This is a genomic window from Alistipes sp. cv1 (genome assembly GCF_900240235.1).
GTDB lineage: Bacteria > Bacteroidota > Bacteroidia > Bacteroidales > Rikenellaceae > Alistipes_A > Alistipes_A hominis.
Genome location: NZ_OEPW01000004.1, coordinates 145,862 through 170,827 on the forward strand (window position 1 = coordinate 145,862; position 24,966 = coordinate 170,827).

The window sequence follows — 24,966 nt, forward strand, 5'->3', positions numbered from 1 at the left end:
ACTACGCAATATGGAATACACGATACTGATCGTACTGTTGCCGCTGCTGACGTTCCTGGTGCTCGGTCTGCTGGGCATGAAACTGAAAGCATGCGCGTCGGGACTCGTCGGCACCCTGTCGATGGCCGTGACGACCGCGCTCGCTTACGGGACGGCCTGGCAGTACTTCACGACGGCCAAGGTGGACGGCATTTACCAGAAATGGGTGCCGTTCAACATCGAGTGGCTGCGTTTTACCGATAACCTGCACATCGACCTGGGCGTATTGCTCGACCCGATCTCGGTGATGATGCTGGTCGTGATTACGACCGTGTCGCTGATGGTGCACGTTTACAGCCTCGGTTACATGAAGGGCGAACGCGGTTTCGAACGCTACTATGCTTTCCTGTCGCTGTTCAGTTGCTCGATGCTCGGATTGGTCGTGGCGACCAATATTTTCCAAATGTATATCTTCTGGGAGCTGGTGGGCGTTTCGTCCTACCTGTTGATCGGGTTCTACTATACGAAGCCCGAAGCGATCGCCGCTTCGAAAAAGGCGTTCATCGTGACGCGGTTCGCCGATCTCGGATTTTTGATCGGCATCCTGTTGCTGTCGTTCTTTACGCAGACGTTCGATTTCGGACTGCTGACTTCGGGCGACCGTGCGATCTTCTCCCAAGCTGCCGGGACGACCTTCATGGGCGCTTCGGCGTTGGCATGGGCGATGGCGCTGATCTTTATCGGCGGCGCCGGTAAGTCGGCGATGTTCCCGCTGCATATCTGGCTGCCCGATGCGATGGAAGGCCCGACCCCGGTGTCGGCGCTGATCCATGCCGCGACGATGGTCGTGGCCGGCGTCTATCTGGTGGCGCGGCTCTTCCCGGTCTACTATTTCGAAACCCCGGAGGTGCTGCACGGCATTGCCTACGTCGGCGCGTTTACCGCGCTGTTTGCCGCCACGATCGCGTGCGTGCAGACCGATATCAAGCGCGTGCTGGCCTTTTCGACTATATCGCAGATCGGTTTCATGATGGTGGCCCTCGGCGTGTCGGGCTACGGCGGACACGAAGGGCTCGGTTACATGGCCGGCATGTTCCACCTGTTTACGCACGCGATGTTCAAGGCCCTGCTGTTCCTCGGGGCCGGCGCGATTATCCATGCGGTGCACAGCAACGAGATGAGCCATATGGGCGGCCTGCACAAGCAGATGCCGATTACGCATATCACGTTCCTCGTCGCCTGCCTCGCGATTTCGGGTATTCCGCCGTTCTCGGGCTTCTTCAGCAAGGACGAGATCCTGACCGCGGCATTCATGTTCGCGCCCGCTATGGGATGGGTGATGAGCTTTATCGCCGCGCTGACGGCGTTCTATATGTTCCGTCTGTACTACAATATTTTCTGGGGAACTCCGGCCAAGCACGAGCATGAGCCGCACGAGGCCCCCGGCGTAATGACGACGCCGCTGATTATCCTCGCCGCCGTCACCTGCGTTGCCGGGTTCATCCCGTTCGGCAAGTTCGTCAGCAGCGACGGGGCCGACTACATCATCCACCTCGACTGGACGGTAGCCGGAACGAGCATCGCGATTGCGCTGATCTCGATCGCCGTCGCTACGGTGTTTTACCGCAAGCACAGTCCGATTCCGGATCGTCTGGCGCGTACGTTCAGCGGCCTGCACCGTGCGGCTAGCCATCGCTTCTACATCGACGAGGTATATCTTTTCATTACCAAGAGGATCATTTTCAACGGCGTTTCGCGTTCGATCGCGTGGTTCGACCGGCATGTGATCGACGGCGCGATGAACGGGCTGGCGCTGGTGACAAACCGGATGTCGCTGGCGATTCGCGGATTGCAGTCCGGACAGGTGCAGCAGTATGCGTTCGTATTTCTCGTGGGATTGTTGCTGATTACCGTACTGGTGCTGTTTTGTTGAATAAAATAAGTTGATACGGATATGAACTTTTTATCTTTATTTGTACTGATACCGCTGCTGATGACCTGCGCGATGTTCCTCACGAAGGACATCCGCCGCATCCGTGCGATCATGGTAGTCGGCGCCTCGCTGTTGCTGGGCCTGTCCGTGGCGCTGGTGGCGATGTATCTGGGAGAACGCAGCGCGGGGAACGGCGCCGAAATGCTGTTCACGGCCGATGCGGTGTGGTACGCTCCGCTGAATATCCACTATTCGGTCGGCGTTGACGGTATTTCGGTGGCGATGTTGCTGCTGTCGTCGGTGATCGTCTTTACCGGGGTGTTCGCTTCGTGGAAAATGTCGCCGCTACCGCGGGAGTTTTTCGCATGGTTCTCGCTGCTGTCGATCGGGGTGTTCGGATTCTTCATTTCGATTGATCTGTTCACGATGTTCATGTTTTACGAGGTGGCGCTGATCCCGATGTACCTGCTGATCGGCGTGTGGGGAACCGGCCGGAAAGAGTATTCGGCGATGAAACTGACGCTGATGTTGATGGGAGGTTCGGCGCTGCTGCTGGTCGGCATCCTCGGCATCTATTTCCATTCGGCGCCCGAAGGCGGTCAACTGTCGATGAATATTCTCGAAATCTCCAAACATACGATTCCGATGAGCGCGCAGTACCTGTTCTTCCCGCTGACGTTCGTCGGCTTCGGGGTGCTCGGCGCGATGTTTCCGTTCCACACGTGGTCGCCGGACGGTCACGCTTCGGCGCCTACGGCCGTTTCGATGCTGCATGCTGGGGTGCTGATGAAACTCGGCGGATACGGTTGTTTTCGCGTGGCGATCTTCCTGATGCCCGAGGCGGCCAACGAACTGGCATGGATTTTCCTGACGCTGACCGGTATCAGCGTGGTCTACGGAGCGTTCTCGGCAATCAAGCAGACCGACCTGAAATACATCAACGCCTACTCTTCGGTCAGCCACTGCGGACTGGTGCTGTTCGCGATCCTGATGCTGAACCAGACCGCGATGACCGGCGCCGTGTTGCAAATGCTGTCGCACGGACTGATGACGGCCTTGTTCTTTGCGTTGATCGGGATGATATACGGACGCACCCATACGCGGGATGTCCGCGAGATGGGCGGTCTGATGAAGGTGATGCCGTTTTTGAGCGTCTGCTTCGTAATCGCCGGACTGGCGTCGCTGGGGCTTCCGGGACTCAGCGGATTCGTAGCCGAGATGACCGTGTTCGTCGGCTCGTTCGAGCATACCGATACGTTCCACCGCGTCTTTACGATCGTCGCCTGCTCGTCGATCGTGATTACGGCGGTTTATATCCTGCGGATGGTGGGCAAGGTGTTTTACGGTTCGGTACTGAATAAGGATCACCTGGCGCTGACCGACGCCGTGTGGTTCGAACGCCTGTCGGTCGTCGTGCTGATCGTGGCGATCGCCGGACTCGGTATGGCGCCGTTGTGGGTGTCGAATATGATCAACGACAGTTTGCTGCCCGTTGTACAACAGTTAATGAAATAGAGGACGCTATATGGATTACAGTAATTTTCTGATGATGAAAGAGGAGCTGTCGCTGATCGCCGTGATGGTGATCCTGCTGCTCTACGATTTGATGGCTTCGAAGAACGGTTTGCGGTATTTCCAGCCCGTAGCGTGCATTCTGTTCGGCGTACATACGTTGCTGAACATCGTGCCGGGAGTCGCTGGCGAAGCATTCGGCGGCATGTACCAGTACACGCCGATGATGGGCGTCGTCAAAAGCATCCTGAACGTCGGGACGCTGATCGTGCTGATGCAGGCCGAGGGCTGGCTCAAAAGCGATACGACCGTCCACAAGCGCGGCGAATTCTATTTCTTGACGCTGACCACGCTGCTGGGCATGTACTTCATGATCTCGGCCGGCAACTTCCTGTTCTTCTTTATCGGACTGGAAACCGCGTCGATCCCGATGGCTACGTTGGTCGCTTTCGATAAGTTCAAACGCGAATCGGCCGAAGCCGGAGCCAAATACATCCTGAACGCCGTCTTTGCATCGGGGCTGTCGCTGTACGGTATGTCGCTGATCTACGGTACGACCGGAACGCTCTATTTCGACGACATCCCGGCCGCCGTGAACGGTTCGCCGTTGCAGATCATGGCTTTCCTGTTCTTCGTCGTGGGGCTGTTCTTCAAAATTTCGCTCGTGCCGTTCCACCAGTGGACGCCCGACGTTTACCAGGGCGCTCCGACGACCGTTACCTCTTACCTGTCGGTCATCTCGAAAGGGGCTGCCGTGTTTGTGCTGATGACGATCCTGATGAAGGTGTTCTCTCCGATCGCAGCCCAGTGGCAGGGCGTGCTCTACGGCGTAATCATCGCGACGATCACGATCGCCAACTTGTTCGCGATTCGACAGCGCAATATCAAACGTTTCCTGGCTTATTCGTCGATTTCGCAGGCCGGTTACATCGTGCTGGGAGTGATCAGCGCATCGGCTCTCGGTATGACTTCGCTGGTTTATTACATATTGGTTTACATGGTGTCCAACTTGGCCGCTTTCGGCGTGATTTCGGCGATTGAGAACCGCTCCGGCAAGGTGACGATCGACGATTACAACGGATTGTACGCAACGAATCCGAAACTGGTGCTGGTGATGACGCTGGCGATGTTCTCGCTGGCCGGGATTCCGCCGTTCGCCGGATTCTTCAGCAAGTTCTTCATCTTCGCAGCCGCCGCCCAGCAAGGGTATTACATCCTTGTGTTGATCGCGCTGATCAATACGATTATTTCGCTGTACTATTATCTGCTCGTGGTCAGGGCCATGTTCATCAACAAGAACGAGGCGCCGATCGCCGCGTTCCGCAGCGACGGGTACATGCGTGCCAGTCTGGTGGCTTGTAGCATGGGTATCCTGCTGTTGGGAGTCCTGAGCGTGGTGTACGATCGGATCTCGTTGCTGAGCTACGGAATGTAGCGTGGGATCGAATCCTATAAAAGCCGGTGAAACTCGCCGGCTTTTTCGTTTGTGTACAAAATGTGCAAAAAAAATTACCGGAAACCGTCGGGAACGTTTGATTGTTCGTAAAAACGCTTTACCTTTGCTTCCAGTTGAATCAAGGTGGCCCGACCGCAGCGACGCGGAATGGCCGTAATAGGGAATCCGGTGCGAAACGTCGTTTCAATCCCGGAGCTGTACCCGCAGCTGTAAGCCTCGGAAAATGTCCGGCGATTCTGAAAGTCACTGTCGTAAGGATGGGAAGACTGCCGGATGTGAGGCGAGCCAGAAGACCTGCCTCGATTCGTTTGAAACATTTGTGCTTCGGGTAAAAAGCGGAATGGGTTGATTCTTTGCGGGGGTCGGACGGGAGTTGTCCGGGTTCGCGTTTTTTCTTCCTCTTTTATTTTATTTCGGAGCAGCCGGACGAATATTACGGAAAAACGGTTTTACAGGATCGACGCCCTGCGAACGACGTTTTTTACGAATATGATAAGTAGTTTTCCCCCTGAGTGACGGATGAGGATCTGAATAAGGTGCTCATCTGTCCTTGTTTCGGTTTGTAGGGGATCGGTAATTTGCGTAACTTTGTAAGTTCAACCGGAAAATATGGGTATTCCGATGAGATTGATTCGATCGTTTTTTCTTTTTTTGTCCGTCATACTGCTGGGAGCGGGGTGCGGATCGGGCCGGAAATCCGGCGAAGGCGCCGGCGAAGCGTTCCGGATAGAATATGCCCGGCATTATCGGGTCGAGCATTTCCGGGATTATACGCTCGTCGACGTGCTCAGTCCGTGGGACAGCCTCCGGTTGCTGCGTCGTTATGTGCTCGTCGACCGCGAGAGGCCGCTGCCGGTTGGACTTCCGGAAGGAAATATCGTACGGACGCCGTTGCAGCGGGTCGTGGTTTATTCGGCCGTGCACTGCGGTATGCTGGACGAACTGGGGGTGGGCGACCGGATCGTAGGGGTTTGCGAGCCCCGTTATATCGACCTGGATTTTATTCGCGACGGGGTGGCCCGGGGTGCTATTGCCGACCTGGGCGAGGCTTCGTCGCCGGATGTCGAAAAGGTGATCGACCTGGCGCCCGACATCATCATCGCTTCGCCGTTCAAGAACGTCGGTTACGGACGGATCGAAAAAACGGCGATTCCGATCATGGAATGCGTCGATTATATGGAGGTTACGCCGCTCGGAAGGGCCGAATGGATGCGTTTCATGGCGTTGTTTTTCGACAGAGGACAGCGGGCCGATTCGCTATTCCGGCAGACGGCGGCGGCATACGATTCGCTGTGCAGGATGACGGATACGGTGGGCGTGCGTCCGACCGTACTGTCCGAGAAAAAATACGGATCGGCATGGTATGTTCCCGGGGGCCGCAGTTACATTGCCAACTTGTACCGCGATGCCGGGGCCGATTACATCTGGGCCGACGACCCGACTACCGGTTCGGTGCCGTTGGCGTTCGAGACGGTGTTCGAAAAGGGACAGGGAGCCGATTTCTGGCTTATTAAATACAATGCGCCGCAGGAACTGACCTATGCGGAACTGCAGACGGAGTACGAACCTTACCGGCATTTCGACGCTTTTAAAAAACGGAATATTTTCGTCTGCAATACCGGGAAAACGCCTTATTACGAAGAAATGCCGATGCATCCCGACCGGGTGTTGGGCGACCTGATCGAGATTTTTCATCCGGGGACGATACCCGGATACCGGTTGCGGTATTTTAACAGGATGCGGCAGTGAGCATTTCGGTGCGGTATATCGTTGCGGCGGCTTGCTGTGTCGCGGTGCTGTTTGCGGCCAGCCTGTTCCTGGGGTCGGTGCCGATTCCGTTGCGGGCGGTGCTCGGCATCCTGACGGGCGGGGAGGCCGGACAGGCTTCGTGGTCGTTTATCGTGCTCGAATCGAGGTTGCCGCAGGCCGTGACCGCGCTGTTGGCCGGTGCGGCGCTGGCTACTTCCGGACTGATGTTGCAAACCGTGTTCAACAATCCGTTGGCCGGCCCGTCGATTCTCGGGATCGATACGGGGGCGAGTCTCGGCGTGGCGTTGGTGATGCTGATGCTGGGAGGGACGGTCGGCGGTACGGGCGGTTTCATGCTCAGCGGTTATATGGCCGTCGTATCGGGCGCATTCGTCGGAGCGACGGCGGTGTTGTGCATCATCATCTTTTTTTCGACCCTGGTGCGCAGCAACGTGATGTTGCTGATTATCGGGATTATGGTCGGCTACCTGGCCTCGTCGATGATCTCGCTGCTGAATTTTTTCGCGACGTCGGACGGCGTGTATTCCTACATGCTGTGGGGAATGGGCGATTTTTCGGGCGTTTCGTTGCGGCAGATGCCGCTGTTCGCGCTGCTGATCGGGGCGGGACTGTTCGTCGCGCTACTGCTGATGAAGCCGCTGAACGCATTGCTGCTCGGCGAACGCTATGCCGAGAATCTCGGGGTGCGCGTACAGCGCGTGCGGATCTTGCTGTTGATCTGTACGGGGGTGTTGACGGCCGTTTCGACGGCGTTTTGCGGGCCGATTGCCTTTATCGGGTTGTCCGTACCGCATTTGGCGCGGTTGATGACCGGTTCGGCCGATCACCGGCTGTTGCTGCCGGCGGTGATGCTGACCGGTTCCTGCGTCGCGCTGCTGTGCAACCTGATCAGCCTGCTGCCCGGCGCATCGGGCGTGATTCCGCTGAACGCGATCACTCCGCTGGTCGGCGCTCCGGTGGTTATCTATGTGATCGTGAACCAGAAACGGATACAATATTTCAACTGATGGAGCGTCGTTGCGTGATAACCGGAGAGCGCCTCTCGATCGGCTACCGCCTCGGCGGGCGCGGCGTCCGGCGTGTGCACGAGGGTCTGTCGTTTTCGCTGCGTGCCGGCGAGTTGACCTGCCTGCTCGGCCCGAACGGCGCCGGTAAATCGACGTTGCTGAAGACGCTCGGCGGCGGGCGGACGCTGTTGGACGGCGAGCTCCGCTTGTGCGGCGAGCCGTTCGGGAAGTATTCCGAGACCCGTCGTTCGCGGTTGGTCGGCGTGGTGTTGACCGATAAGGTGTATGCCGGGGGACTGAGGGTGCATCAGTTGGTCGCTCTCGGTCGGTATCCCTATACGGGTTTTTTCGGAAATCTCGGCGCGGAGGACCGGCGGGTCGTCGATTGGGCGATGGAAGCGGTCGGAATAGCAGGCAAAGCCGGAAGCTACGTAGCCGAACTGTCGGACGGGGAACGTCAGAAAGCGATGATCGCCAAGGCGCTGGCGCAGCAGTGCCCGGTCATCCTGCTCGACGAGCCGACCGCTTTTCTGGATATTATCAGCCGGATCGAGGTGATGAACCTGCTGCACCGCCTGGCGCGCGAGGAGCATAAGGCCGTGCTGCTGTCGACGCACGACGTCGATCAGGCGCTGCTGTTGGCCGACAGCCTGTGGCTGATGTCGCAGCAGAACGGATTGTTGTGTGGAACGACCGAAGACCTGGTGCTGAACGGTTCGCTGAACCGTTTTTTCAGCCGGGGCGACGTGGAATTCGATCCGGACAACGGCCGTTTTCGGCATTGCGGCGGGGTGGGGCGGACCGTGTCCGTCGAGGCTGCCGACGATCGGTTGCTACTGTGGGCCCGGAATGCGCTGATGCGAAACGGCTACGCGGCGCAGTCCGGCGCGGACGGTAATGACGGAATGCGGCTCAGGGTACATGCGGCGGACAATATCGAATTTTTCCGTCCGGACGGTGTTGCGGTACGCTGTGCATCGTTCGCCGAATGGATAGAATTATTAAACGAAACCGATTGTGGGTAGTATTACTTTGATAACGGGAGGCGCCCGTTCGGGGAAGAGTTCGTATGCGCAGCGGTTGGCGCTGGAGCGTTCGGATCGTCCGGTCTACCTGGCGACTTCGCGCGTATGGGACCAGGAGCACCGACTCCGGATCGAACGCCATCGTGCCGACCGGGGGCCGCAGTGGGAGACGGTCGAGGAACCGAAAAACTTGAGCCGCCGTGATTTTCGCGGCCGGACGGTGGTGGTGGACTGCGTGACGCTGTGGTGCACGAATTTTTTTTACGATTTCGATTCGGATGTCGACCGGGCGCTGGACGCGGTCAAAAGCGAGTTCGACCGGTTGGCCGCGCAGGATGCCGACTTTATTTTCGTGACCAACGAGATCGGGCTCGGCGGCGTATCGACCGATCCGTTGCAGCGCCGTTTTACCGACTTGCAGGGGTGGGTCAACCAATACATTGCACAACGTGCCGGAAGCGTCGTACTGATGGTGTCCGGCATACCGATAAAAGTTAAATAGGTGATGAAAAACTTTGCGATAAAGACGCCCGATGCGGAGATTCGTACGGCGTTGCAACAGAAGATTGACGGGCTGACCAAGCCGCTCGGATCGCTCGGCCGTCTCGAAGAACTGGCTTTGCAGATCGGGTGGATACAGCAGACGCTTACCCCGTCGCTCGACAGGCCGTACAACATCGTTTTTGCCGGCGATCACGGGGTTGCCGAAGAGAAAGTCAGCCTGTCGCCGAAAGAAGTGACTCGGCAGATGGTCGATAACTTCTTGAAAGGCGGGGCGGGGATCAGTTTCCTGTGTCGGCAGCACGGTTTCCGGCTGAGAGTGGTCGATGCCGGCGTCGACGCCGAGCTGCCTGCCGCCGACGGACTGATCGACCTGAAGATTCGCCGCGGGACGCGTAATTTCGTCGATACGGCGGCCATGACGCGCGAGGAGATGGAACTGGCCGTCGAACGCGGCGCTTCGGTCGCTGCGATGTGCCGCGACGACGGTTGCAACGTCATCAGTTTCGGCGAAATGGGGATCGGCAATACGTCGGCTTCGTCGATGTGGATGACCTGCCTGACCGGTACTCCGCTCGAACAGTGCGTCGGGGCCGGCAGCGGACTCGGTTCGGCCGGGGTGCGCCGTAAATGCCATGTATTGCGGCAGGCGCTCGACGGATATGCGGGCGATCGTTCGGTGGAGGACGTGATGCGCTGGTTCGGCGGCTACGAGATGGTGATGGCAGTCGGGGCGATATTGCAGGCCGCCGAGCTGGGAATGGTGATCCTCGTCGACGGATTCATTATGACCAACTGTATGCTCGCCGCATCGAAGCTTTATCCCGAAGTGTTGAACTATGCGGTGTTCGCGCACCGGGGAGACGAGTCGGGACACGCCCTGTTGCTGGATGCGATGGGAGCGAAACCGCTGCTCGACCTCGGCCTGCGTCTGGGCGAGGGAACCGGCGCCGTGTGCGCTTATCCGATCGTCGAATCGGCCGTGCGGATGCTCGCCGAAATGGCTTCGTTCGGCGACGCCGGCGTTACCAAATATTTTTAGAAGAGGGGAGTGCGCGCTGCGATGTCTGCGGGTGATTGCAGCGGAACGTTCCGGACGAAATTCCGCCCTCGATTTTAATACGGATTTTGAAATGAAACAGCTTGCCGCCGCATTGATCTTTTTCACACGCCTGCCCCTGTGGCGGGTCGTGCGGGTTCCGGACGCCTGTTACCGGCGGGTGGTGGCTTATTGGTCCGCGACCGGGTGGCTGACCGCTGCCGTGACGGCGGGGGTGTTGTATGGTGCGGCGTTCCTACTGCCGGTGCCGGCGGCCGTGCTGGCGGCGGTTATCGCGCGGGTGCTGCTGACCGGGGCGTTGCACGAAGACGGGCTTTCCGATTTTCTGGACGGTTTCGGCGGAGGTAGAACCCGGGAGCAGACGCTGGCCATTATGAAAGACTCCCGTACAGGCAGTTACGGAATCATCGGGTTGATTCTCTATTTCGGGCTGCTCGTCGCGCTGCTCGCTTCGCTGCCGGTTCCGGTGGCGTGTGCGGCAGTGCTTTGCGGCGATCCGTTCTGCAAGTTCGTCGCGTCGATGACGATCAATTTCCTGCCTTACGCGCGTCCGGCGGCTCAGAGCAAATCCGGCGTGGTGTATGCACCGATGCGCGTCGGCGAAATAGTTTGCGGCGCGGCGTTCGGTGTGCTGCCGATGCTGTCGCTGTTTTATCCGCCTTACTGGCTTGCCGGGCTTGCGCCGTTCGCGTGCATTGCGTGGCTTATTCGACAGATGCGACGCCGTATCGGCGGGTACACGGGGGATTGCTGCGGTGCGGCATTCCTGTTGTGCGAGGGCTCGTTTTATGTGGCTTTGGTCGTTTTATACCGATATTATGGAAGCGGTACTGGTGCGGCATACCTCGGTTGACGTTCCGCCGGGCGTTTGCTACGGACGGACGGATGTGCCGCTGAAGGCGACGTTTCCGCAGGAGGCGACCGCCGTTGCGGCGGCTTTGCCGACGCCGCCGTTCGATGCCGTTTACACCAGTCCGCTCAGCCGTTGCGAGCGGCTGGCGGCTTTCTGCGGTTGGCCGGACGCCGTGCGGGAATCCAGCCTGTTGGAAATGGATTTCGGGGCGTGGGAGATGCGGCCGTGGACGGCGATCTCCGATCCCCGGCTGAAAGTATGGTTCGCCGACTGGATGTATGCGCCGACGGCCGGCGGCGAGTCGTTCGACGGGATGTGCGGCCGCGTCGGTTCTTTTATCGGCCGGTTGAAAGCGGCCGGCCTGAGTCGCGTGTTGTTTTTTACGCACGGCGGGGTGATCGCCTGCGCGCGCACGGTCGCCGGCTCGTGTTCTGTCGAACAGGCGTTTGCGGAGCCTGCCCCATACGGGGGCGTCGTCACGCTGCAATTCTGACCTTTTTCCTACGGTTTTCCGCTCTTTTCCCGGCCGACATGGCACGGGTATTGATGTATTCCGGGAAACGTTCGTAGAACATAAAAAACGGAATTATGTATTTTCTGTGGTATTTATTGATCGGGCTCATCGTGGGCTACATCGCCAGTCTGATCGTCAAGGGCAGCGGTTCGGGCCTGTTGCTCAATATCGTGATCGGTATCGTCGGCGGGGTGCTCGGCGGATGGCTGCTGAGCCTGTTCGGGCTGGTCGCCGTCGGGACGCTGGGCAGCCTGATCGCGTCGCTCGTCGGGGCGATCGTGTTGCTGTGGATCGCTTCGCTGCTGAGCCATAAAAAACAAAGACAGCAATAACCGAAAAAAGTAAAGAATGTTTCACTTATAAATTATCGTATTATGGAAAGCACTAAGAAAGGGGGATGCGGATGCGGATCGTCATCACGCCCCAAAGATTCGGACGACATGAAGAAAAAAACGATGGACGGGAAGAGCTCGTCGAAGACGGATAAGAAATAAATTTTTCGATCCGGGGGTAAGTTTTTACTTCGCGCGATGTTCCGACGGGAACGGCTTTCCGTTCCCGGTAACCTGCAAACGGCAGATTCTGCCTCGTAACAAAAGGCGGAGACTTCAGGGAATCATCCCGATTCCGGAAGTCCCCGCCTTTTCAATTTGGAATAGGGAAAAATTTTTCGTATCTTTATAAATACTGACCCGAATATTGATCTTTTTATGCCGACTACTGCGCTTCCTTCCGTTACACGATGCCATTACCTTGATAATTTGAAAGTGCTTCTCACGGTACTGGTCGTATTTCATCATGCCGGTCAGGCGTACGGCGACGGAGGAGCGTGGCCTTACTCCCCTTCCTTATCGCATGAATATGTCGGTTGGCTCGGAAATTTCTTTCCGGTGAACGCGGCTTTTTTTATGGGGTTGTTTTTTCTGATTTCGGCTTATTTTATACCCGGAAGCCTGGATAGAAGCGGTACGAAGCAATTTGTTCGCAAAAGGGCGATCCGCTTGGGCGTTCCCATGCTGGTCGTGCTGATATTGTCGTTATCGGTTACCGGAAAAGCGGAATTCGCTCATACGTGGTTTCTGGAACATCTGTTGTTTTATTCGCTGGCCTATGTTTGCATTTACGAAGCGTGCAGAAAATACGAATGGGGACTGAAACGGGACAGGCGGTTGAATTTACTGCGTGTTTTGCTTTTGGCAGCCGGGTTATCCGCCGTTACTTATTATGTCCGGTTGGAAAATCCGATCGACCACTGGAAAATGCTGGGAGGTTTTTTGAGTAGCGAACCCGCCCATCTTCCCCAATACGTTCTGATGTTTGCGCTGGGAATTGTCGCTTACCGGAACGATTGGTTCGGATCATTGTCTCCGTCGGTGGGGAAGGTACTGCTCGCGGTGGCGGGATTGATGGTTTTATTGGTTTATTTGCGTCCGGTTTACCCTTTTCTGGGAAACAATATCTGGAAGAATTGGTGGTGGTATGAAGCGCTCCTCTGTCTGTCGCTGAGTTTCGGTCTGATCTATCTGTACAGAGTAAGATTCAATCGGACGTCTCCTTTCCGCCGATGGCTGGCCGATCAGGCGTACGGCGTTTATTTTTTCCACCTGTTCGTCATCATCGGATTGCAATATGCATTCGACGGGTTCGATATGGGAAGCGGAACGGTCAAGTTTCTTTTTATCGGAATATGCGCGACGGTCGTGTCGTTCGCGCTGGTTTATCTGGTGCGGAGTATTCCGGGGATGAAACGGGTATTGTGATGGGGCATGTCATATTCGTTTCACCGGACGACGGATTCTTTTCCCAGTTTCAACATACAGTGCTGTAAAAACCGACAGGGACGGCTGTTGTGTCGTCCCTGCCGTTATGCTTACGGTCTGCGGGGCCTTGGCCTGCACCGTATTTTCCTTTATTTGAACGTAGTCTGTCCTTCCGCAAAAGCGCGCATGTCTCTGACCGTCGGATTGTGGCAGGTGCAGCCGCCGTCTGCCACGACCGTCTGCCCGGTCACGTAACGGGCGTCGTCGGAAGCGAGGAAGGCGATCACTCCGGCGATGTCTTCCGACTGCCCGGCGTAATCCACCGCATTGTGCGCGATGAACAGTTCCTTGTACTCGTCGGTCAGCGACCGTTCGGCCGCCGGGGTCAACACCAGTCCCGGCGCGACGCAGTTGCATCGCACGCCGGCTTTGCCGTACTGCGTGGCTACGTACCGCGTGAAGTTGACCGAACCGGCTTTGCAGATGCCGTAATAGCAGCCCGTCAGGTTGCCGGTCAACCCTCCGATCGACGCGACGTTGACGATCGCGCCGCCGCCGTTGGCCGTCATCCAGGCGACTGCCTGCTGCGTAATGACCATCATGCTGCGAACCATCACATGGAACACTTCGTCGAAATAATCCAGGTCGGCGTGCAGCAGGTCGGCGTCCCGTTTGGGATCGGCATACCCGGCGTTGTTGACGACCACGTCGATCCGGCCGAAATTTTTCAGCGTATGCGCCGCCAGGTCGCGCGAACTTTCCAGTTCCGCCGCATTGAAATAGACGGCGACGGCGTTTCCTCCGGCGTCGTTCAGGGTTTGGCAGGCCTTTTTAGCTCCTTCCAGGTCGTAGTCGGCCACGACGACCGAGGCCCCTTCGGCGCATAGCCGCTCGGCCGTGGCAAAACCGATTCCTTTGGCCGCTCCGGTTACGAGCGCTACTTTGTTTTCGAATCTTTTCATCAGATTATGTTTTAATAAATTTTCATGCAGCCGGACGATCCGGACGGTTCGGGCGGAAAATGGACGATGGCGATCCCCGCCGCAGACCTTCTCCCGGTGTCTGCAAAATTCGTTCCCGTCGGGATTTTCTTCTGCAAGATAGATAATAGTTCGGAAGCGGCAAACGGTTGTGTCGGAAGAAATTCCGTGCAGATCGAGATCGGAAATCCAGTAAAATACGTACCTTTACAGTTCTAACCTAACCTGCTTATGAAACGAATACGACTTTTGCGCTTTGCGCAGCTTTTTCTAACGGCGGTTGTGTTGGGAACGGGATCTCTCGCACGAACGCAATCCTTGGCTCCCGAACATTTCGAACGGCAGCCGATGGACCGGATGGCGGCCTGGAACTATGCGCTGGTACGCACTTACGAACGGGCTCCGGTATCGCGCCTGTTGACTTACGTGCGCGAGAATTACGGGATTCAATATACGGCCCTCGCGCGCATCGTGCCGCAGGTCGAGGTGGACGGCCGCATTTATACCGCGGCCGAGGCGACCGATATCCGCGTGGAGGATTTTCCGGGCGGCGTCGAGGCGCGTTTCCGGCTCGGCGGCGTCGAGGTCGAGAGCCGGTTTACGCCGTTGATGGTCGGTACGGGCGAATCCACCCGGGTCGGGGCCGCCGTGTACAGTATCCGCACCGAACCGAAAGCGACGGTGCGCCTGATGATCGGCGAATCGTTCTGGCAACGGTCGGCTTTCGAGGATATGAACAAAGTGCCGTTCGAGTCGCTCGACCCGCGCGACAACCGGATCGACAAGCAGGGTAAAACCTACTTGATCGCCACCGGCGAACATAGCGCGATTACCGGAGTGCGAACTTCCGCCGTCGTCGATGTCCGGCGCGGCGAGGGCGGGGGAGAGTACCTCGACTGCGCTTTCGCCGGCGGGTCGGGCGAAGTGTTGCTCGCCTTTGCCGAAGACCGGGCCCGGGTGGCGAAGATCTCCGGACTCGATATATCCCGGGCGTTGGCCGATGTCGACTGTCATTACGGGGAATTGCTTGCGAACCGGATCGAGACTCCCGATTCGCTGCTCGACCGGGCCTTCGGCAGCGCGCTGACCACGCTCGAATATACCTGGGTCGATCCGTACGGCTGGGTCGAGTGCATCCATCACTGGACTTCGCTGTGGCACATGCAGCAGACTGCGGCGGCCGAGTGGCTCGGTCAGACCGACCGTTCGCGCGCCACGACGCTCAAACAGGCCGAGATGATCAATTCCGACGGGTCGATCCCGCATTTCGCGCCGTTCGGTTTTACGCGTCGCGATTTCGGCGGGACGAACCAGTTCTGGGCATGGCAGGTGCGCCGTTACTGGAATTTTACCGGCGACCTCGATTTTGCCGCCGCGACGGCGCCCGTGCTCGACCGGGTAATCGGCCAGACGTTCGCCGAATACGACAGGAATGACAATTTGCTGCTCGGCTGGGGTCTGCAGATCGGCAATCAGGAAGATTACGTGGCTACCGCCGGCGACGGAACGACCCCGTCGGTCGAAGGGATCAACATGATGCGTACTCGCAGCGAACTGGCCGCCGGACTCGGGGATACTACCGCGTCGCTGCTGTGGCGCGCCCGCGCCGACGAGACCGTCTCGCGGCTGCGCGCGAAATTGTGGCGTTCCGATCTCGGGCGGTTCGTCTATTTCGACGATCTGCAGGGCAATCCCCGGCTCGACGGACAGTACCATACGCTGACCTATCCGGCTATTTTCGGGATAACCGACCTGTTGGATTCCTATACGTCGCTCCGACACCTGTCCGACCGGCTGACCGACAGCTCCGGAGCGATTTATTGTTCCAATAATTTTCCGTATCATGCGGTCGGGACCTGGGGAATGCAGGCCGGAGCCGCTCAGCAGCCGTGGGGCGCGTGGGGATACGCGGCCGCCGGGTTGCGCAACCGGGTGTCCGATCCGTTGCATGCGCTGGCCGGCTGGGTAATGGACGACAACCACCGGGGATCGTGGCCCGAAGTTTCGACCGAAGCGGTTCCGGCTTATTTCTCGGCTCCGGCAGGGTTGTATGTGGCGGCTGTGGTCGAGGCGCTTTTCGGCCTGGAAATGCACGCTCCGGAGGGGTATATCCGGGTGTCGCCCAATTTTCCGGACGATTGGCCTTCCGCTTCGATGCGGCTGAAAAACCATCGGGTCGATTTCCGGCGATCCGGAAACCGGCTCGAATACGACCTGCATACGACCGCGAAACTCGCCCGGAAAATCCGATGGTCGTTACCTGTTTGCACGAACGTGCGGCTGACCGATCACGGCGAACCGATTCCGGTTCGCCTGCGGTCCGGTATCGACGGCGTGTTCGCCGAAGCCGAACTGCCAGCCGAGAATCATTCGCGGATTGTCGTGACGTTCGATCCCGTGCCGTTGAACCTTTCGGTTCCCGGATCGGTGGCCGAAGGCGAATCGTTACAGGTCGCGCTGCAGGGCGCCGAATTGCTCGGAATCGAGGACCGCGGCGGCTTATTGGCGTCGGTATGCACCGACGGAAATGTTCTGCGGGGGACTCTGAAAAAGGGATTGCTCGACGAGTACCGGTCGTTCGGGGCGTTGGGCGAACTGAATTTCAGCCGGCGTACGCTGTTCGTGCGCGCCCAGACCGGCGAGGGCGTCGGGTTTTACATTCCGGTCGACCTGACCGTATTGCCCCGGTTCGAGGCCGTACCGCTCGGCGGATTGAAGTTTACGGACTCTTTGTCGGCGGACGTATTGCTGCGAAACAATACCGACCGGGCCGTGACGGGCCGGGCCGTGCTGCGTGTCGGAGAAGCCGCTTTCCCGTTCTGCGTCGATCTGGCGCCGCGCAGCGAGTGCCGGCGGAATATCGCTTTCGGAGCGGGCGACGCAACGCTCTTTGCGCCGGGCGTCAATTGTGCCGAATTGACCTTGCCCGGCGGAGAGTCGCTTCCGCTGAGGCTGGCGTTCGGCGACCTGCCGGAAGCCGGGCCGTTCGATTCGTTCCTGAAAGAGAATCTGCGTCCGATCGCGATCGACGGATTGCTCGATACGCCCGACAAATCGTGGCAGAAAGTCCGGAAATACCAGGCCTTTTATCATCCGCCCTGGCACTCCTGCCCGCCGCCGATGGAGGCGCTCGATACGACTCGCGAGTTCCGTGTGCCGCAGATTCCTGGGCTATCGTTCCGGGTTCCGTCGCACCGCTTCGCGGCTTTGTCGCGCAGCAACGGAACTCCGTTTATCCGGATTCCGGGCGACGGTTTGCATTGTAAAAAACTTTATTTCCTGTTCGTGCCGTTGCTCGATAATGCCGATATGTTCACCCGCGTGGCGCGTATCACCGTGCGCGATGCGGAAGGGGGCGAGGTGACGCGGACGCTGAGTTTTCCGGGCGATCTGGATTGGTCGTGCCCGCCGTCGGCCGTGGGAAAGTTCGCGACGACGCAGCAGAACCGTTCGTTGACGGCTCCTCCGTTGTCGCTGCTTTCTCCGGTTCAGGCCGATCGGCCCGAGGGCCGGGCTCCGGCTTTTCCGCAGCCGGTATGGTGGAGCGGCAGCGCGGCAGCGGTCACCCGTTCGGGTGTCTTCGCGGTGGTCGAGCTCGATTTGGAACGTATCCGCGAATTGGCGTGGATCGACTTGGAAGCGCTGGACGATATTTCCGCGCTGGGACTGGTGGCCGTTACCGGTTATTCGGCCGACCGTTTCGGCGCGCTGGCCGGTACGCCGTGGTTTCCGCCCGCCCGCCGGTTGCCCCCGGTGCCGTTGTTCGATCTGACGGCTCCCGATTCGCTGTCCCGGTGGCAGATCGAAGGAGATGCGTTCTCGGTCGCTCCGGTGCCTGCCTTGTTCAACGAAGCGACCCTGAATTCGCTGGCCAAAAACGGAGAAACCGCCGTGGGCCGGGCATTGTCGCCGGCGTTCCGGTTGCCGGAGTGGTGTGCGAAGCTCGACTTCGACACCCAGGGAGGAACGGCGATGAAAGATCCCGACGGGAACGAAACGCTCTGTATTCGGCTGCTGGACGCCGATACCGGCCGCGAGCTGGCTGTCATGCTGTCGGCCGGGGTACACAGTCTTACGCACCGATACATGGACGTTTCGGCCTTTTCCGGCCGCAATCTGCGACTCGAACTGGTCGATCGGAACACCCGGACTTCTTATGCATGGATCGGCCTGCGGAGGGTTTGTATGATGCCGTAGCGACAGTCGGCCGAAAGCGCGGTTGATGCCGCACGGTCGTCGGTTATTCGATTCTTTTCGCGTGATGATCGTACTCCGGTCGTCACGCGAAAATTTTGTGCGATCGTAGAGCATACCGGCGATCGGGACGTGCGGGATATTCCGGTTTCGTCTTCAAACGGGGCCAGGGGGCTTTTAAAAGACCGTAGCCCTTTGTTGAAATAAAGCAGGCTGACAATCTAATGATTGTCAGCCTGCTTGTGGTCCCAGCAGGACTCGAACCTGCATTTAAAGTTTAGGAAACTTCCGTTCTATCCCTTGAACTATGAGACCGTCCATTTATCCTCTCCGTAAAAGGGAATAAAAGTTATCCGGTTATTTCGAAAAATCGCCGCCGTTATAGGCCCATTTGACGTAAATGGAGCCCCAAGTGTAACCGCCGCCGAAAGCCGAAAGGATCAGATTGTCGCCTTTGCGCAGCCGCGATTCGTAGTCCCACAGGCAGAGCGGAATAGTACCCGCAGTTGTATTGCCGAACTTGTTGATGTTGATCATGCACTTCTCTTTGGCGAGTCCCATGCGGTGGGCCGTCGCTTCGATGATGCGCAGGTTGGCCTGATGTGGAACCAGGTAGGCGATGTCGTCCGGAGTCAGCTTATTGCGTTCCATGATTTCGACCGACGTATCCGCCATGTTCGATACGGCGGCTTTGAATACGGCCTGTCCTTCCTGATAGACGTAGTGCCAGTTGTTTTCGACGGTTTCGTGCGTGGCCGGATAGGCCGAGCCGCCCGCCTTCATGTAGAGGTGTTGGCCGCCGCCGCCGTCCGAGTGCAGGATAGCGTCCTGTACGCCGTAGCCTTCGGTCGAAGGCTCCAGCAGCACGGCTGCCGCGCCGTCCCCGAAGATCGGGCAGGTGTTGCGGTCTTTGTAGTTGATGATCGACGACATTTTGTCGGCGCCGATCACGATCACTTTTTTATGCGTACCGGCTTCGATGTATTTGGAAGCCGTGTTCAGTGCAAACAGGAAGCCGCTGCAGGCTGCGGACAAGTCGAACCCGAACGCCTGTTTCATCCCGGTCTTGTAACAGATCAGATTGGCCGTCGACGGAAAGAACATGTCGGGGGTGACCGTTGCGCAGATCACCATTTCGATATCCATCGGGTCGGTATTGGTCTTTTCGAGCAGGTCGAGGACGGCTTTTTCGCCCATAAACGAGGTGCCCAGCCCTTCTCCTTTCAGGATGTGGCGGGTCTTGATGCCGATACGCGACATGATCCATTCGTCGGATGTATCGACCATCTGGCTCAACTCGATATTGTCCAGAATGTAATCGGGCAAATATGCGCCGACGCCAGTTATTGCTGCGGTTTTCTTTTTTGCCATTAACTAAATCTTTCTCGTAGTTTGGAATCCAACTGAGCCTTGATGGTTTTTTCGGTCTGGAGCACCATGTTCTTGATCGCTTCGGCGCTCGAACAGCCGTGACCGATCAGCACCGGAGCGTTGATGCCCAGTACCGGGGTTCCGCCTACCGTTTCGTAATTGAGTTTGTTGAAATAGCTGTTTTTCAGACCGTCGTGCAGGGCCATCGAATAGACGCCTTCCACCTGTTTGATGATCGTATTGCCGACGAACCCGTCGCATACCACCACGTCGGCCACTTCACCGGAAAACAGGTGTTTGGCTTCGATGTTGCCGACGAAATTGAAATCGTGGCAGTTTTCCATCATCTCGTAGGCGGCTTTGGTCTGCTGGTTGCCCTTCTCCTTCTCTTCTCCGATGTTCAGCAGGGCGATGCGCGGGTTTTCCTTGTGCATGACCCCCTGCGCATACAGGTTGCCGATCGTACCGTATTGGCACAACACTTCGGGCTTGCAATCCACGTTCAGTCCGACATCGAGGAGCATCACTTCGCCGCCGTCAATGGTCGGGATGACCGACGAGATGGCCGGGCGGATGATTCCTTCGATCTGCTTGACGGTGCACATACAGCCGACCATCATCGCCCCGGTGCTGCCGGCGCTCGCGAAACCGTCGATTTTCTGTTCCATCAGGTAACGGAAGCCGACCGCGATGCTGGAATCGGGTTTCTGGCGGAATGCCTGCGACGGATTGTCTCCCATGCCGATAACCTCGGTTGTCGGTACGATTTCGAACGTGTCGGGCGGGCAGTTCTCGCGCGACAGAATCTCCTCGATCCGGACTTTGTCTCCGAACAGGACGATTTTGCTGTCCCTGCCGATGAGGCCGGACGCTTTGATGGCACCCGACACCACCGCCTGCGGAGCATAATCTCCGCCCATTGCGTCAATTCCTATTTTCGTCATACGGTTATGACTTTAGGACTCTATTCGGCTTTCTTTTCGATCGCTAAGCGGCCTCTGTAGAATCCGCATTCGGGACATACCCGGTGGTAAAGCACGGCTGCTCCGCAGTTCGAGCAGGTAGAAATCGTAGGTGCTTCGGCTTTGTAATGAGTTCTTCTTTTGTCCCGTCTCGTGCTCGAGATCTTACGTTTAGGATGTGCCATTTTTAAAGATATTTACTACTGTTAGTATTCTCGTTTATTTTTCGTTTGTAGACTTTTTCGTTTTTAGTTTGTCTTGTAGCGTTTCGGTCTGCTCGTTGCCGGTGAGCCGGTCGAATTCCTCTTCGCTTACGATGTTGAACCGCGCCAGCATGTCCGGATCGCAACCGCTTTTACCATCGCTGCCGACAGGGTGCACCCGCTGGTAAGGCAAGCTCAAACAGATGCTTTCGTAGATGTACTGCGACAAGTCGATCTCGGTTTCGGACGGGCCGATCCACATCACCTCGCCGTCGCTTTCCTGCTCCGTTTCGCTGTAGCGGACGGCAAGCGTTCCCGTATAGCCGACCGGCATCATGAACTCTTCGAGGCAGCGGTCGCAGGTCACGCAGACTTCCCCTTCGATCCTGAAATCGAGGGTCAGCAGGTTGCTTTGCTTGTTCAGCACGACCTGTACATCGGCTTTTCCCCGATGGATTTCAGATCCTTCGAAAGCTTCGAAAAAGCGATCGCCGATTTTGAAATCGAATCGGTGTGTCCCGACACTCAGCGCCTTATGGGCTATGGAACATTTTGTAAGCGTACTCATCCTATGCTAAAACAGACCGCAAAGGTATATAATTTAAACGTAATTGCCAAACCTTCCGTGAATAATAGAGTATCCTATCCGTGCTAACGGGAAACGTACCTTCCGTATTGTCCGGAGTGCCGGCCGGAAGGTACGGAATCCCGTTTCCGCCGATCGTCCGCGCTATGGACGTTGCGACTTTGCGATTAATGTCAGGTCGCACAACGCGATGGCCATCGCCGCTTCGACGACGACCGGTGCGCGCAGCGCGATGCAGGCGTCGTGACGGCCCTTGATCTTCAACTCTTCGGGTTTCCCGGTTTCCGTGTTCAGCGTGATTTGCGGCGACGAGATGCTGGAGGTCGGTTTGACGACGACCCGCGCCACGACCGGATTGCCGTTGGTGATCCCGCCGGTAATTCCTCCGGCGTTGTTCGTGGCCGTGGTTCCGTCCGGCGAAATGATCGGGTCGTTGTGCTCGCTGCCGCGCATCCGGGCCGCTTCGAATCCGGCGCCGAATTCCACGCCTTTGACGGCCGGGATCGAGAAGAACAGGTGGCTGATGACGCTCTCCGCCGAATCGAAAAACGGTTCGCCGAGCGAGTGCGGTACGCCGGTGGCCGTGCATTCGACGATACCGCCCACCGAATCCTGCGAACGCAGCGCGGCTTCGACGACTTTCGGGAAATCGTCCGGGTTGTTGCAGTTGTCGATCTCAAGGATGCGGCTTTCGATCCGGATCTTGCCGCCCAGTATTTTTTTTGCTACCACGCCGGCCGCGACCAGCCCGAGGGTCAGCCGGCCGGAGAAGTGTCCGCCGCCGCGGTAATCGGCGAATCCCCTGAACTTTTGTATCGCCACCCAGTCCGAATGCGACGGGCGCGGATGCGTGATCAGGTTTTTGTAGTCGCCCGACAGCGTGTTTTCGTTGTGGAACAGGATGGTCAACGGCGCGCCGGTCGTGCGGCCGTTGAAGACGCCCGTCAGCAGGTGCGGCGTATCGCTCTCCTTACGCGGCGTCGTGCCGCGTTTGCCGCTTTTGCGGCGGCCGAGGTCTTTTTCGAAAGAGGTCTCGTCGAGTTCGAGTCCCGCGGGTACTCCGTCGAGGGTCACGCCGACCGCTTCGCCGTGCGACTCTCCGAATATGGAAATTCTGAATAATCTGCCAAAACTGTTCATTTCGGTTTATTTTTAGGATCAGGCCCGTCGCAAAGTGAAAAAGCCTGTGCGTATCCGTAATTATTTACAATTTATCTTCCGCCTCGCGTCCGGCCAGATTTCTGAAATCGTCCCAGAATTCCGGATAGGATTTGTCGACCGCTTCGGCTCCGCGGATCGTGACGGCCCCGTCGCTGTTCAGCGCCGCTACCGCCGCCGCCATGGCGATCCGGTGGTCGTTGTGGCTGCTGACCGTAGCGCCGTGAATCGTTCCGCCGATGATCCGCATCTCGTTCTCCGTCTCGATGTCCACCGCAACTCCCATGCCGCCGAAAACGTCGGCGAGGGTTTGGGCGCGGTTGCTCTCCTTGTGGATGAGCCGGTGTGTGCCTCGGATGATCGAAGTGCCGTCGCAGTTGGCGGCGAGCGCGGCGAGCGCCGGGAAAAGGTCGGGGCAGTGCGTCGCGTCGAATTCGAACGCGTGCAGTTCGTTACGGCGGACGGTGACCGAATCGGCCGTCGTCGTGATTTCGGCCCCGGCCCGGGTCAGGGCGTCGATGATGGCCGTGTCGGCTTGTAGCGACAGCGGATTCAGGTTTTCGACCGTGATCCGACCGGCCGTGGCTCCTGCGACCAGCAGGCACGAGGCGCCGCTCCAGTCGCCTTCGATGCGGTAGCGCGTCGGGACGTAGCGTTGGCCTCCTTCGATGAAGAACTGCCGGTAGTCGTTGTGTTTGATGTCGATGCCGAAATTTTTCAGCAGTCCGATCGTCATGTCGATGTACGGCCGGCTTTTGAGGTCGTTGACCGTCAGGGTCGTGTCCTGTGCGGCCAGCGGCAGCGCCATCAGCAGCCCGGTGATGAACTGCGAACTGAGCGAACCGTCGACCGTAATGTTGCCGCCGCGGATGGCTCCCCGGATGTGGATCGGCAGGTAGCCTCCTTGCGAACTGACCGTCGCGCCGAGTTGCCGCAGCGGTTCTTCCATCATCGAGATCGGGCGTTTGAGGATCGATCCTTTGCCGGTCAGCGTGATGGTTTCGGTGCAGAGCGCCGTGATCGGCGTGAATAGGCGGGTCGCCAGGCCCGATTCGCCGATGTTCAGTTGGCGTTTGCGCGGATGCAGGCCGCCGTGCAGCGTGTATGTGTCTTCGTGAGCCGATATTTTCGCGCCGAGGTCGGCGGCGACTTGCAGCGCGGCGCGGGTGTCGTTGCACTGCACCATATTCGACAGGACGCTTTCGCCCTCGCACAGCAGCGCGGCGGCGATCGCCCGCTGCGCGTAGCTTTTCGATGCGGGGGCGGTAACGCTGCCCGATACGGTTCCTTCGGATAGGGTGATGTCCATGTGTTAACGCAGTTTAAAGTCTTGTCCCAGATAGACCTTGCGCACCATTTCGTCGTTGGCCAGGTCTTCGGCCGTGCCGGCTTTCAGGATGCGTCCCTCGAACAACAGGTAGGTGCGGTCGGTAATCGACAGGGTTTCGTGCACGTTGTGGTCGGTGATGATAACGCCGATGTTCTTGTTTTTCAGGGTTGCCACGATGCTCTGTATGTCTTCGACGGCGATCGGGTCGACCCCGGCGAACGGTTCGTCGAGCAGGATGAACTTCGGGTTGATCGCCACCGCCCGGGCGATCTCGGTGCGTCGTCGTTCGCCGCCCGAAAGTTGGATGCCAAGGCTTTTGCGCACTTTGGTCAGCCGGAACTCTTCGATCAGGTTTTCGAGTCGTTCTTTCTGATACTCTTTCGTGAAATTGGTCATCTGCAGGACGGCCCGGATGTTGTCCTCGACCGACAGTCGGCGGAATACCGAAGCTTCCTGAGCCAGGTAGCCGACCCCCTTCTGGGCGCGTTTGTAGACCGGCTCGTTGGTCAGTTCCTGGTCTTCGAGGAAAATCGAACCCTCGTTGGGCTTGATCAGTCCGACGATCATGTAGAACGTCGTGGTCTTGCCGGCGCCGTTCGGGCCGAGCAGTCCGACGATCTCCCCCTGGTTGACTTCGATCGACACATGGTCGACCACCGTGCGGGTTTTATAGCGTTTTACCAGGTCTTTCGTGTATAGTCTCATAGGGTTGGATACGCAGTGTGCGAAAAATTTTCTACAAAGTTAGTTAAATTCGGAAATTATTCTTATCTTTCCTTTATTAAATAGGTTTGTTGTCAAATAATATTGGA

Annotated in this window: 21 protein-coding genes, 1 tRNA gene and 1 riboswitch; of the genes, 13 read left to right on the forward strand and 9 right to left on the reverse strand. The window is 57.9% G+C overall.

The annotated features are described in order from the left end of the window. Window positions 1-10: 10 nt before the first annotated feature. From nuoL to C1A08_RS07945, 12 genes are all read left to right on the forward strand, one after another. A complete protein-coding gene (nuoL, locus tag C1A08_RS07890) occupies window positions 11-1,912 on the forward strand; it encodes an NADH-quinone oxidoreductase subunit L (RefSeq protein WP_101572586.1) in 1,902 nt (633 codons plus the stop codon). Window positions 1,913-1,933: 21 nt separating this feature from the next. After that, entirely contained in the window at window positions 1,934-3,427 is a 1,494-nt protein-coding gene (locus C1A08_RS07895) for a complex I subunit 4 family protein (RefSeq protein WP_055204819.1), read from the forward strand. A 10-nt stretch (window positions 3,428-3,437) separates the two neighbouring features. Beyond that, complete coding sequence (locus C1A08_RS07900; RefSeq protein ID WP_101572588.1) at window positions 3,438-4,859, forward strand: NADH-quinone oxidoreductase subunit N; 1,422 nt, start codon at window positions 3,438-3,440, stop codon at window positions 4,857-4,859. 125 nt (window positions 4,860-4,984) lie between these two features. Further along, window positions 4,985-5,196: riboswitch (cobalamin riboswitch) on the forward strand. A gap of 314 nt (window positions 5,197-5,510) precedes the next feature. Continuing rightward, window positions 5,511-6,629 carry an ABC transporter substrate-binding protein gene (locus C1A08_RS07905; RefSeq protein WP_101572744.1) on the forward strand — a complete coding sequence of 373 codons (1,119 nt, stop codon included), beginning with the start codon at window positions 5,511-5,513 and terminating at the stop codon, window positions 6,627-6,629. Continuing rightward, a complete protein-coding gene (locus C1A08_RS07910) occupies window positions 6,626-7,657 on the forward strand; it encodes an iron ABC transporter permease (RefSeq protein WP_101572590.1) in 1,032 nt (343 codons plus the stop codon). Before C1A08_RS07905 ends, C1A08_RS07910 begins: the two co-directional genes overlap by 4 nt. Further along, complete coding sequence (locus C1A08_RS07915; RefSeq protein ID WP_101572592.1) at window positions 7,657-8,682, forward strand: ABC transporter ATP-binding protein; 1,026 nt, start codon at window positions 7,657-7,659, stop codon at window positions 8,680-8,682. The genes C1A08_RS07910 and C1A08_RS07915 overlap by 1 nt, the downstream gene beginning before the upstream one ends. Beyond that, the gene (locus tag C1A08_RS07920; RefSeq protein ID WP_101572594.1) at window positions 8,675-9,184 is read left to right on the forward strand and encodes a bifunctional adenosylcobinamide kinase/adenosylcobinamide-phosphate guanylyltransferase; all 510 of its coding nucleotides are present in this window, start codon (window positions 8,675-8,677) and stop codon (window positions 9,182-9,184) included. The genes C1A08_RS07915 and C1A08_RS07920 overlap by 8 nt, the downstream gene beginning before the upstream one ends. A gap of 3 nt (window positions 9,185-9,187) precedes the next feature. Then, a complete protein-coding gene (gene cobT / locus C1A08_RS07925; RefSeq protein ID WP_101572596.1) occupies window positions 9,188-10,225 on the forward strand; it encodes a nicotinate-nucleotide--dimethylbenzimidazole phosphoribosyltransferase in 1,038 nt (345 codons plus the stop codon). Window positions 10,226-10,316: 91 nt separating this feature from the next. Beyond that, window positions 10,317-11,096, forward strand: coding sequence for an adenosylcobinamide-GDP ribazoletransferase (locus C1A08_RS07930; RefSeq protein WP_101572598.1), 780 nt, complete (start codon window positions 10,317-10,319; stop codon window positions 11,094-11,096). Beyond that, window positions 11,062-11,589, forward strand: coding sequence for an alpha-ribazole phosphatase family protein (cobC, locus tag C1A08_RS07935; RefSeq protein ID WP_101572600.1), 528 nt, complete (start codon window positions 11,062-11,064; stop codon window positions 11,587-11,589). Before C1A08_RS07930 ends, cobC begins: the two co-directional genes overlap by 35 nt. Window positions 11,590-11,684: 95 nt before the next feature. Next, entirely contained in the window at window positions 11,685-11,942 is a 258-nt protein-coding gene (locus C1A08_RS07940) for a GlsB/YeaQ/YmgE family stress response membrane protein (protein WP_055204833.1), read from the forward strand. A 378-nt stretch (window positions 11,943-12,320) separates the two neighbouring features. Next, the gene (locus C1A08_RS07945) at window positions 12,321-13,370 is read left to right on the forward strand and encodes an acyltransferase family protein (RefSeq protein WP_101572602.1); all 1,050 of its coding nucleotides are present in this window, start codon (window positions 12,321-12,323) and stop codon (window positions 13,368-13,370) included. A gap of 149 nt (window positions 13,371-13,519) precedes the next feature. Here C1A08_RS07945 and C1A08_RS07950 read toward each other — a convergent pair whose 3' ends face one another. After that, window positions 13,520-14,332 carry an SDR family NAD(P)-dependent oxidoreductase gene (locus C1A08_RS07950; protein WP_101572604.1) on the reverse strand — a complete coding sequence of 271 codons (813 nt, stop codon included), beginning with the start codon at window positions 14,330-14,332 and terminating at the stop codon, window positions 13,520-13,522. Window positions 14,333-14,581: 249 nt separating this feature from the next. On the opposite strand from C1A08_RS07950, the gene C1A08_RS07960 reads away from it, so the two are divergent. Then, window positions 14,582-18,547 (forward strand): hypothetical protein, encoded by a 3,966-nt coding sequence (locus C1A08_RS07960; protein ID WP_180951544.1) that lies wholly within the window; start codon window positions 14,582-14,584, stop codon window positions 18,545-18,547. Window positions 18,548-18,787: 240 nt separating this feature from the next. On the opposite strand, the gene C1A08_RS07965 is transcribed toward C1A08_RS07960, so the two are convergent. The 8 genes from C1A08_RS07965 to lptB form a co-directional block, all read right to left on the reverse strand. Next, window positions 18,788-18,859, reverse strand: a tRNA-Arg gene (locus C1A08_RS07965). Between the two features lie 42 nt (window positions 18,860-18,901). Continuing rightward, complete coding sequence (locus tag C1A08_RS07970; RefSeq protein WP_055204844.1) at window positions 18,902-19,915, reverse strand: beta-ketoacyl-ACP synthase III; 1,014 nt, start codon at window positions 19,913-19,915, stop codon at window positions 18,902-18,904. Next, window positions 19,915-20,859 carry a phosphate acyltransferase PlsX gene (gene plsX / locus C1A08_RS07975; protein WP_081032592.1) on the reverse strand — a complete coding sequence of 315 codons (945 nt, stop codon included), beginning with the start codon at window positions 20,857-20,859 and terminating at the stop codon, window positions 19,915-19,917. The genes C1A08_RS07970 and plsX overlap by 1 nt, the downstream gene beginning before the upstream one ends. 20 nt (window positions 20,860-20,879) lie before the next feature. Continuing rightward, on the reverse strand, window positions 20,880-21,062 hold the full coding sequence (rpmF, locus tag C1A08_RS07980; protein WP_081032593.1) for a 50S ribosomal protein L32: 183 nt from the start codon (window positions 21,060-21,062) through the stop codon (window positions 20,880-20,882). Between the two features lie 34 nt (window positions 21,063-21,096). Further along, window positions 21,097-21,648: a YceD family protein gene (locus tag C1A08_RS07985; protein WP_101572610.1), complete on the reverse strand. Its 552-nt coding sequence runs from the start codon at window positions 21,646-21,648 to the stop codon at window positions 21,097-21,099. 162 nt (window positions 21,649-21,810) lie between these two features. Further along, window positions 21,811-22,806, reverse strand: a complete 996-nt coding sequence (locus tag C1A08_RS07990; protein WP_101572612.1) for a chorismate synthase — start codon at window positions 22,804-22,806, stop codon at window positions 21,811-21,813. A 64-nt stretch (window positions 22,807-22,870) separates the two neighbouring features. Next, a complete protein-coding gene (gene aroA, locus C1A08_RS07995; protein WP_101572614.1) occupies window positions 22,871-24,133 on the reverse strand; it encodes a 3-phosphoshikimate 1-carboxyvinyltransferase in 1,263 nt (420 codons plus the stop codon). Window positions 24,134-24,136: 3 nt separating this feature from the next. Then, window positions 24,137-24,859 (reverse strand): LPS export ABC transporter ATP-binding protein, encoded by a 723-nt coding sequence (gene lptB, locus C1A08_RS08000; protein ID WP_055204857.1) that lies wholly within the window; start codon window positions 24,857-24,859, stop codon window positions 24,137-24,139. Between the last annotated feature and the right edge of the window lie 107 nt (window positions 24,860-24,966).

Coding starts and splice junctions, on each gene's coding strand:
- nuoL (WP_101572586.1), top strand. CDS start 11: ATGGAATACACGATACTGATCGTACTGTTGCCGCTGCTGACGTTCCTG.
- C1A08_RS07895 (WP_055204819.1), top strand. CDS start 1,934: ATGAACTTTTTATCTTTATTTGTACTGATACCGCTGCTGATGACCTGC.
- C1A08_RS07900 (WP_101572588.1), top strand. CDS start 3,438: ATGGATTACAGTAATTTTCTGATGATGAAAGAGGAGCTGTCGCTGATC.
- C1A08_RS07915 (WP_101572592.1), top strand. CDS start 7,657: ATGGAGCGTCGTTGCGTGATAACCGGAGAGCGCCTCTCGATCGGCTAC.
- cobT (WP_101572596.1), top strand. CDS start 9,188: ATGAAAAACTTTGCGATAAAGACGCCCGATGCGGAGATTCGTACGGCG.
- C1A08_RS07930 (WP_101572598.1), top strand. CDS start 10,317: ATGAAACAGCTTGCCGCCGCATTGATCTTTTTCACACGCCTGCCCCTG.
- cobC (WP_101572600.1), top strand. CDS start 11,062: ATGGAAGCGGTACTGGTGCGGCATACCTCGGTTGACGTTCCGCCGGGC.
- C1A08_RS07940 (WP_055204833.1), top strand. CDS start 11,685: ATGTATTTTCTGTGGTATTTATTGATCGGGCTCATCGTGGGCTACATC.
- C1A08_RS07945 (WP_101572602.1), top strand. CDS start 12,321: ATGCCGACTACTGCGCTTCCTTCCGTTACACGATGCCATTACCTTGAT.
- C1A08_RS07950 (WP_101572604.1), bottom strand. CDS start 14,332: ATGAAAAGATTCGAAAACAAAGTAGCGCTCGTAACCGGAGCGGCCAAA.
- C1A08_RS07960 (WP_180951544.1), top strand. CDS start 14,582: ATGAAACGAATACGACTTTTGCGCTTTGCGCAGCTTTTTCTAACGGCG.
- C1A08_RS07970 (WP_055204844.1), bottom strand. CDS start 19,915: ATGGCAAAAAAGAAAACCGCAGCAATAACTGGCGTCGGCGCATATTTG.
- plsX (WP_081032592.1), bottom strand. CDS start 20,859: ATGACGAAAATAGGAATTGACGCAATGGGCGGAGATTATGCTCCGCAG.
- rpmF (WP_081032593.1), bottom strand. CDS start 21,062: ATGGCACATCCTAAACGTAAGATCTCGAGCACGAGACGGGACAAAAGA.
- C1A08_RS07985 (WP_101572610.1), bottom strand. CDS start 21,648: ATGAGTACGCTTACAAAATGTTCCATAGCCCATAAGGCGCTGAGTGTC.
- C1A08_RS07990 (WP_101572612.1), bottom strand. CDS start 22,806: ATGAACAGTTTTGGCAGATTATTCAGAATTTCCATATTCGGAGAGTCG.
- aroA (WP_101572614.1), bottom strand. CDS start 24,133: ATGGACATCACCCTATCCGAAGGAACCGTATCGGGCAGCGTTACCGCC.
- lptB (WP_055204857.1), bottom strand. CDS start 24,859: ATGAGACTATACACGAAAGACCTGGTAAAACGCTATAAAACCCGCACG.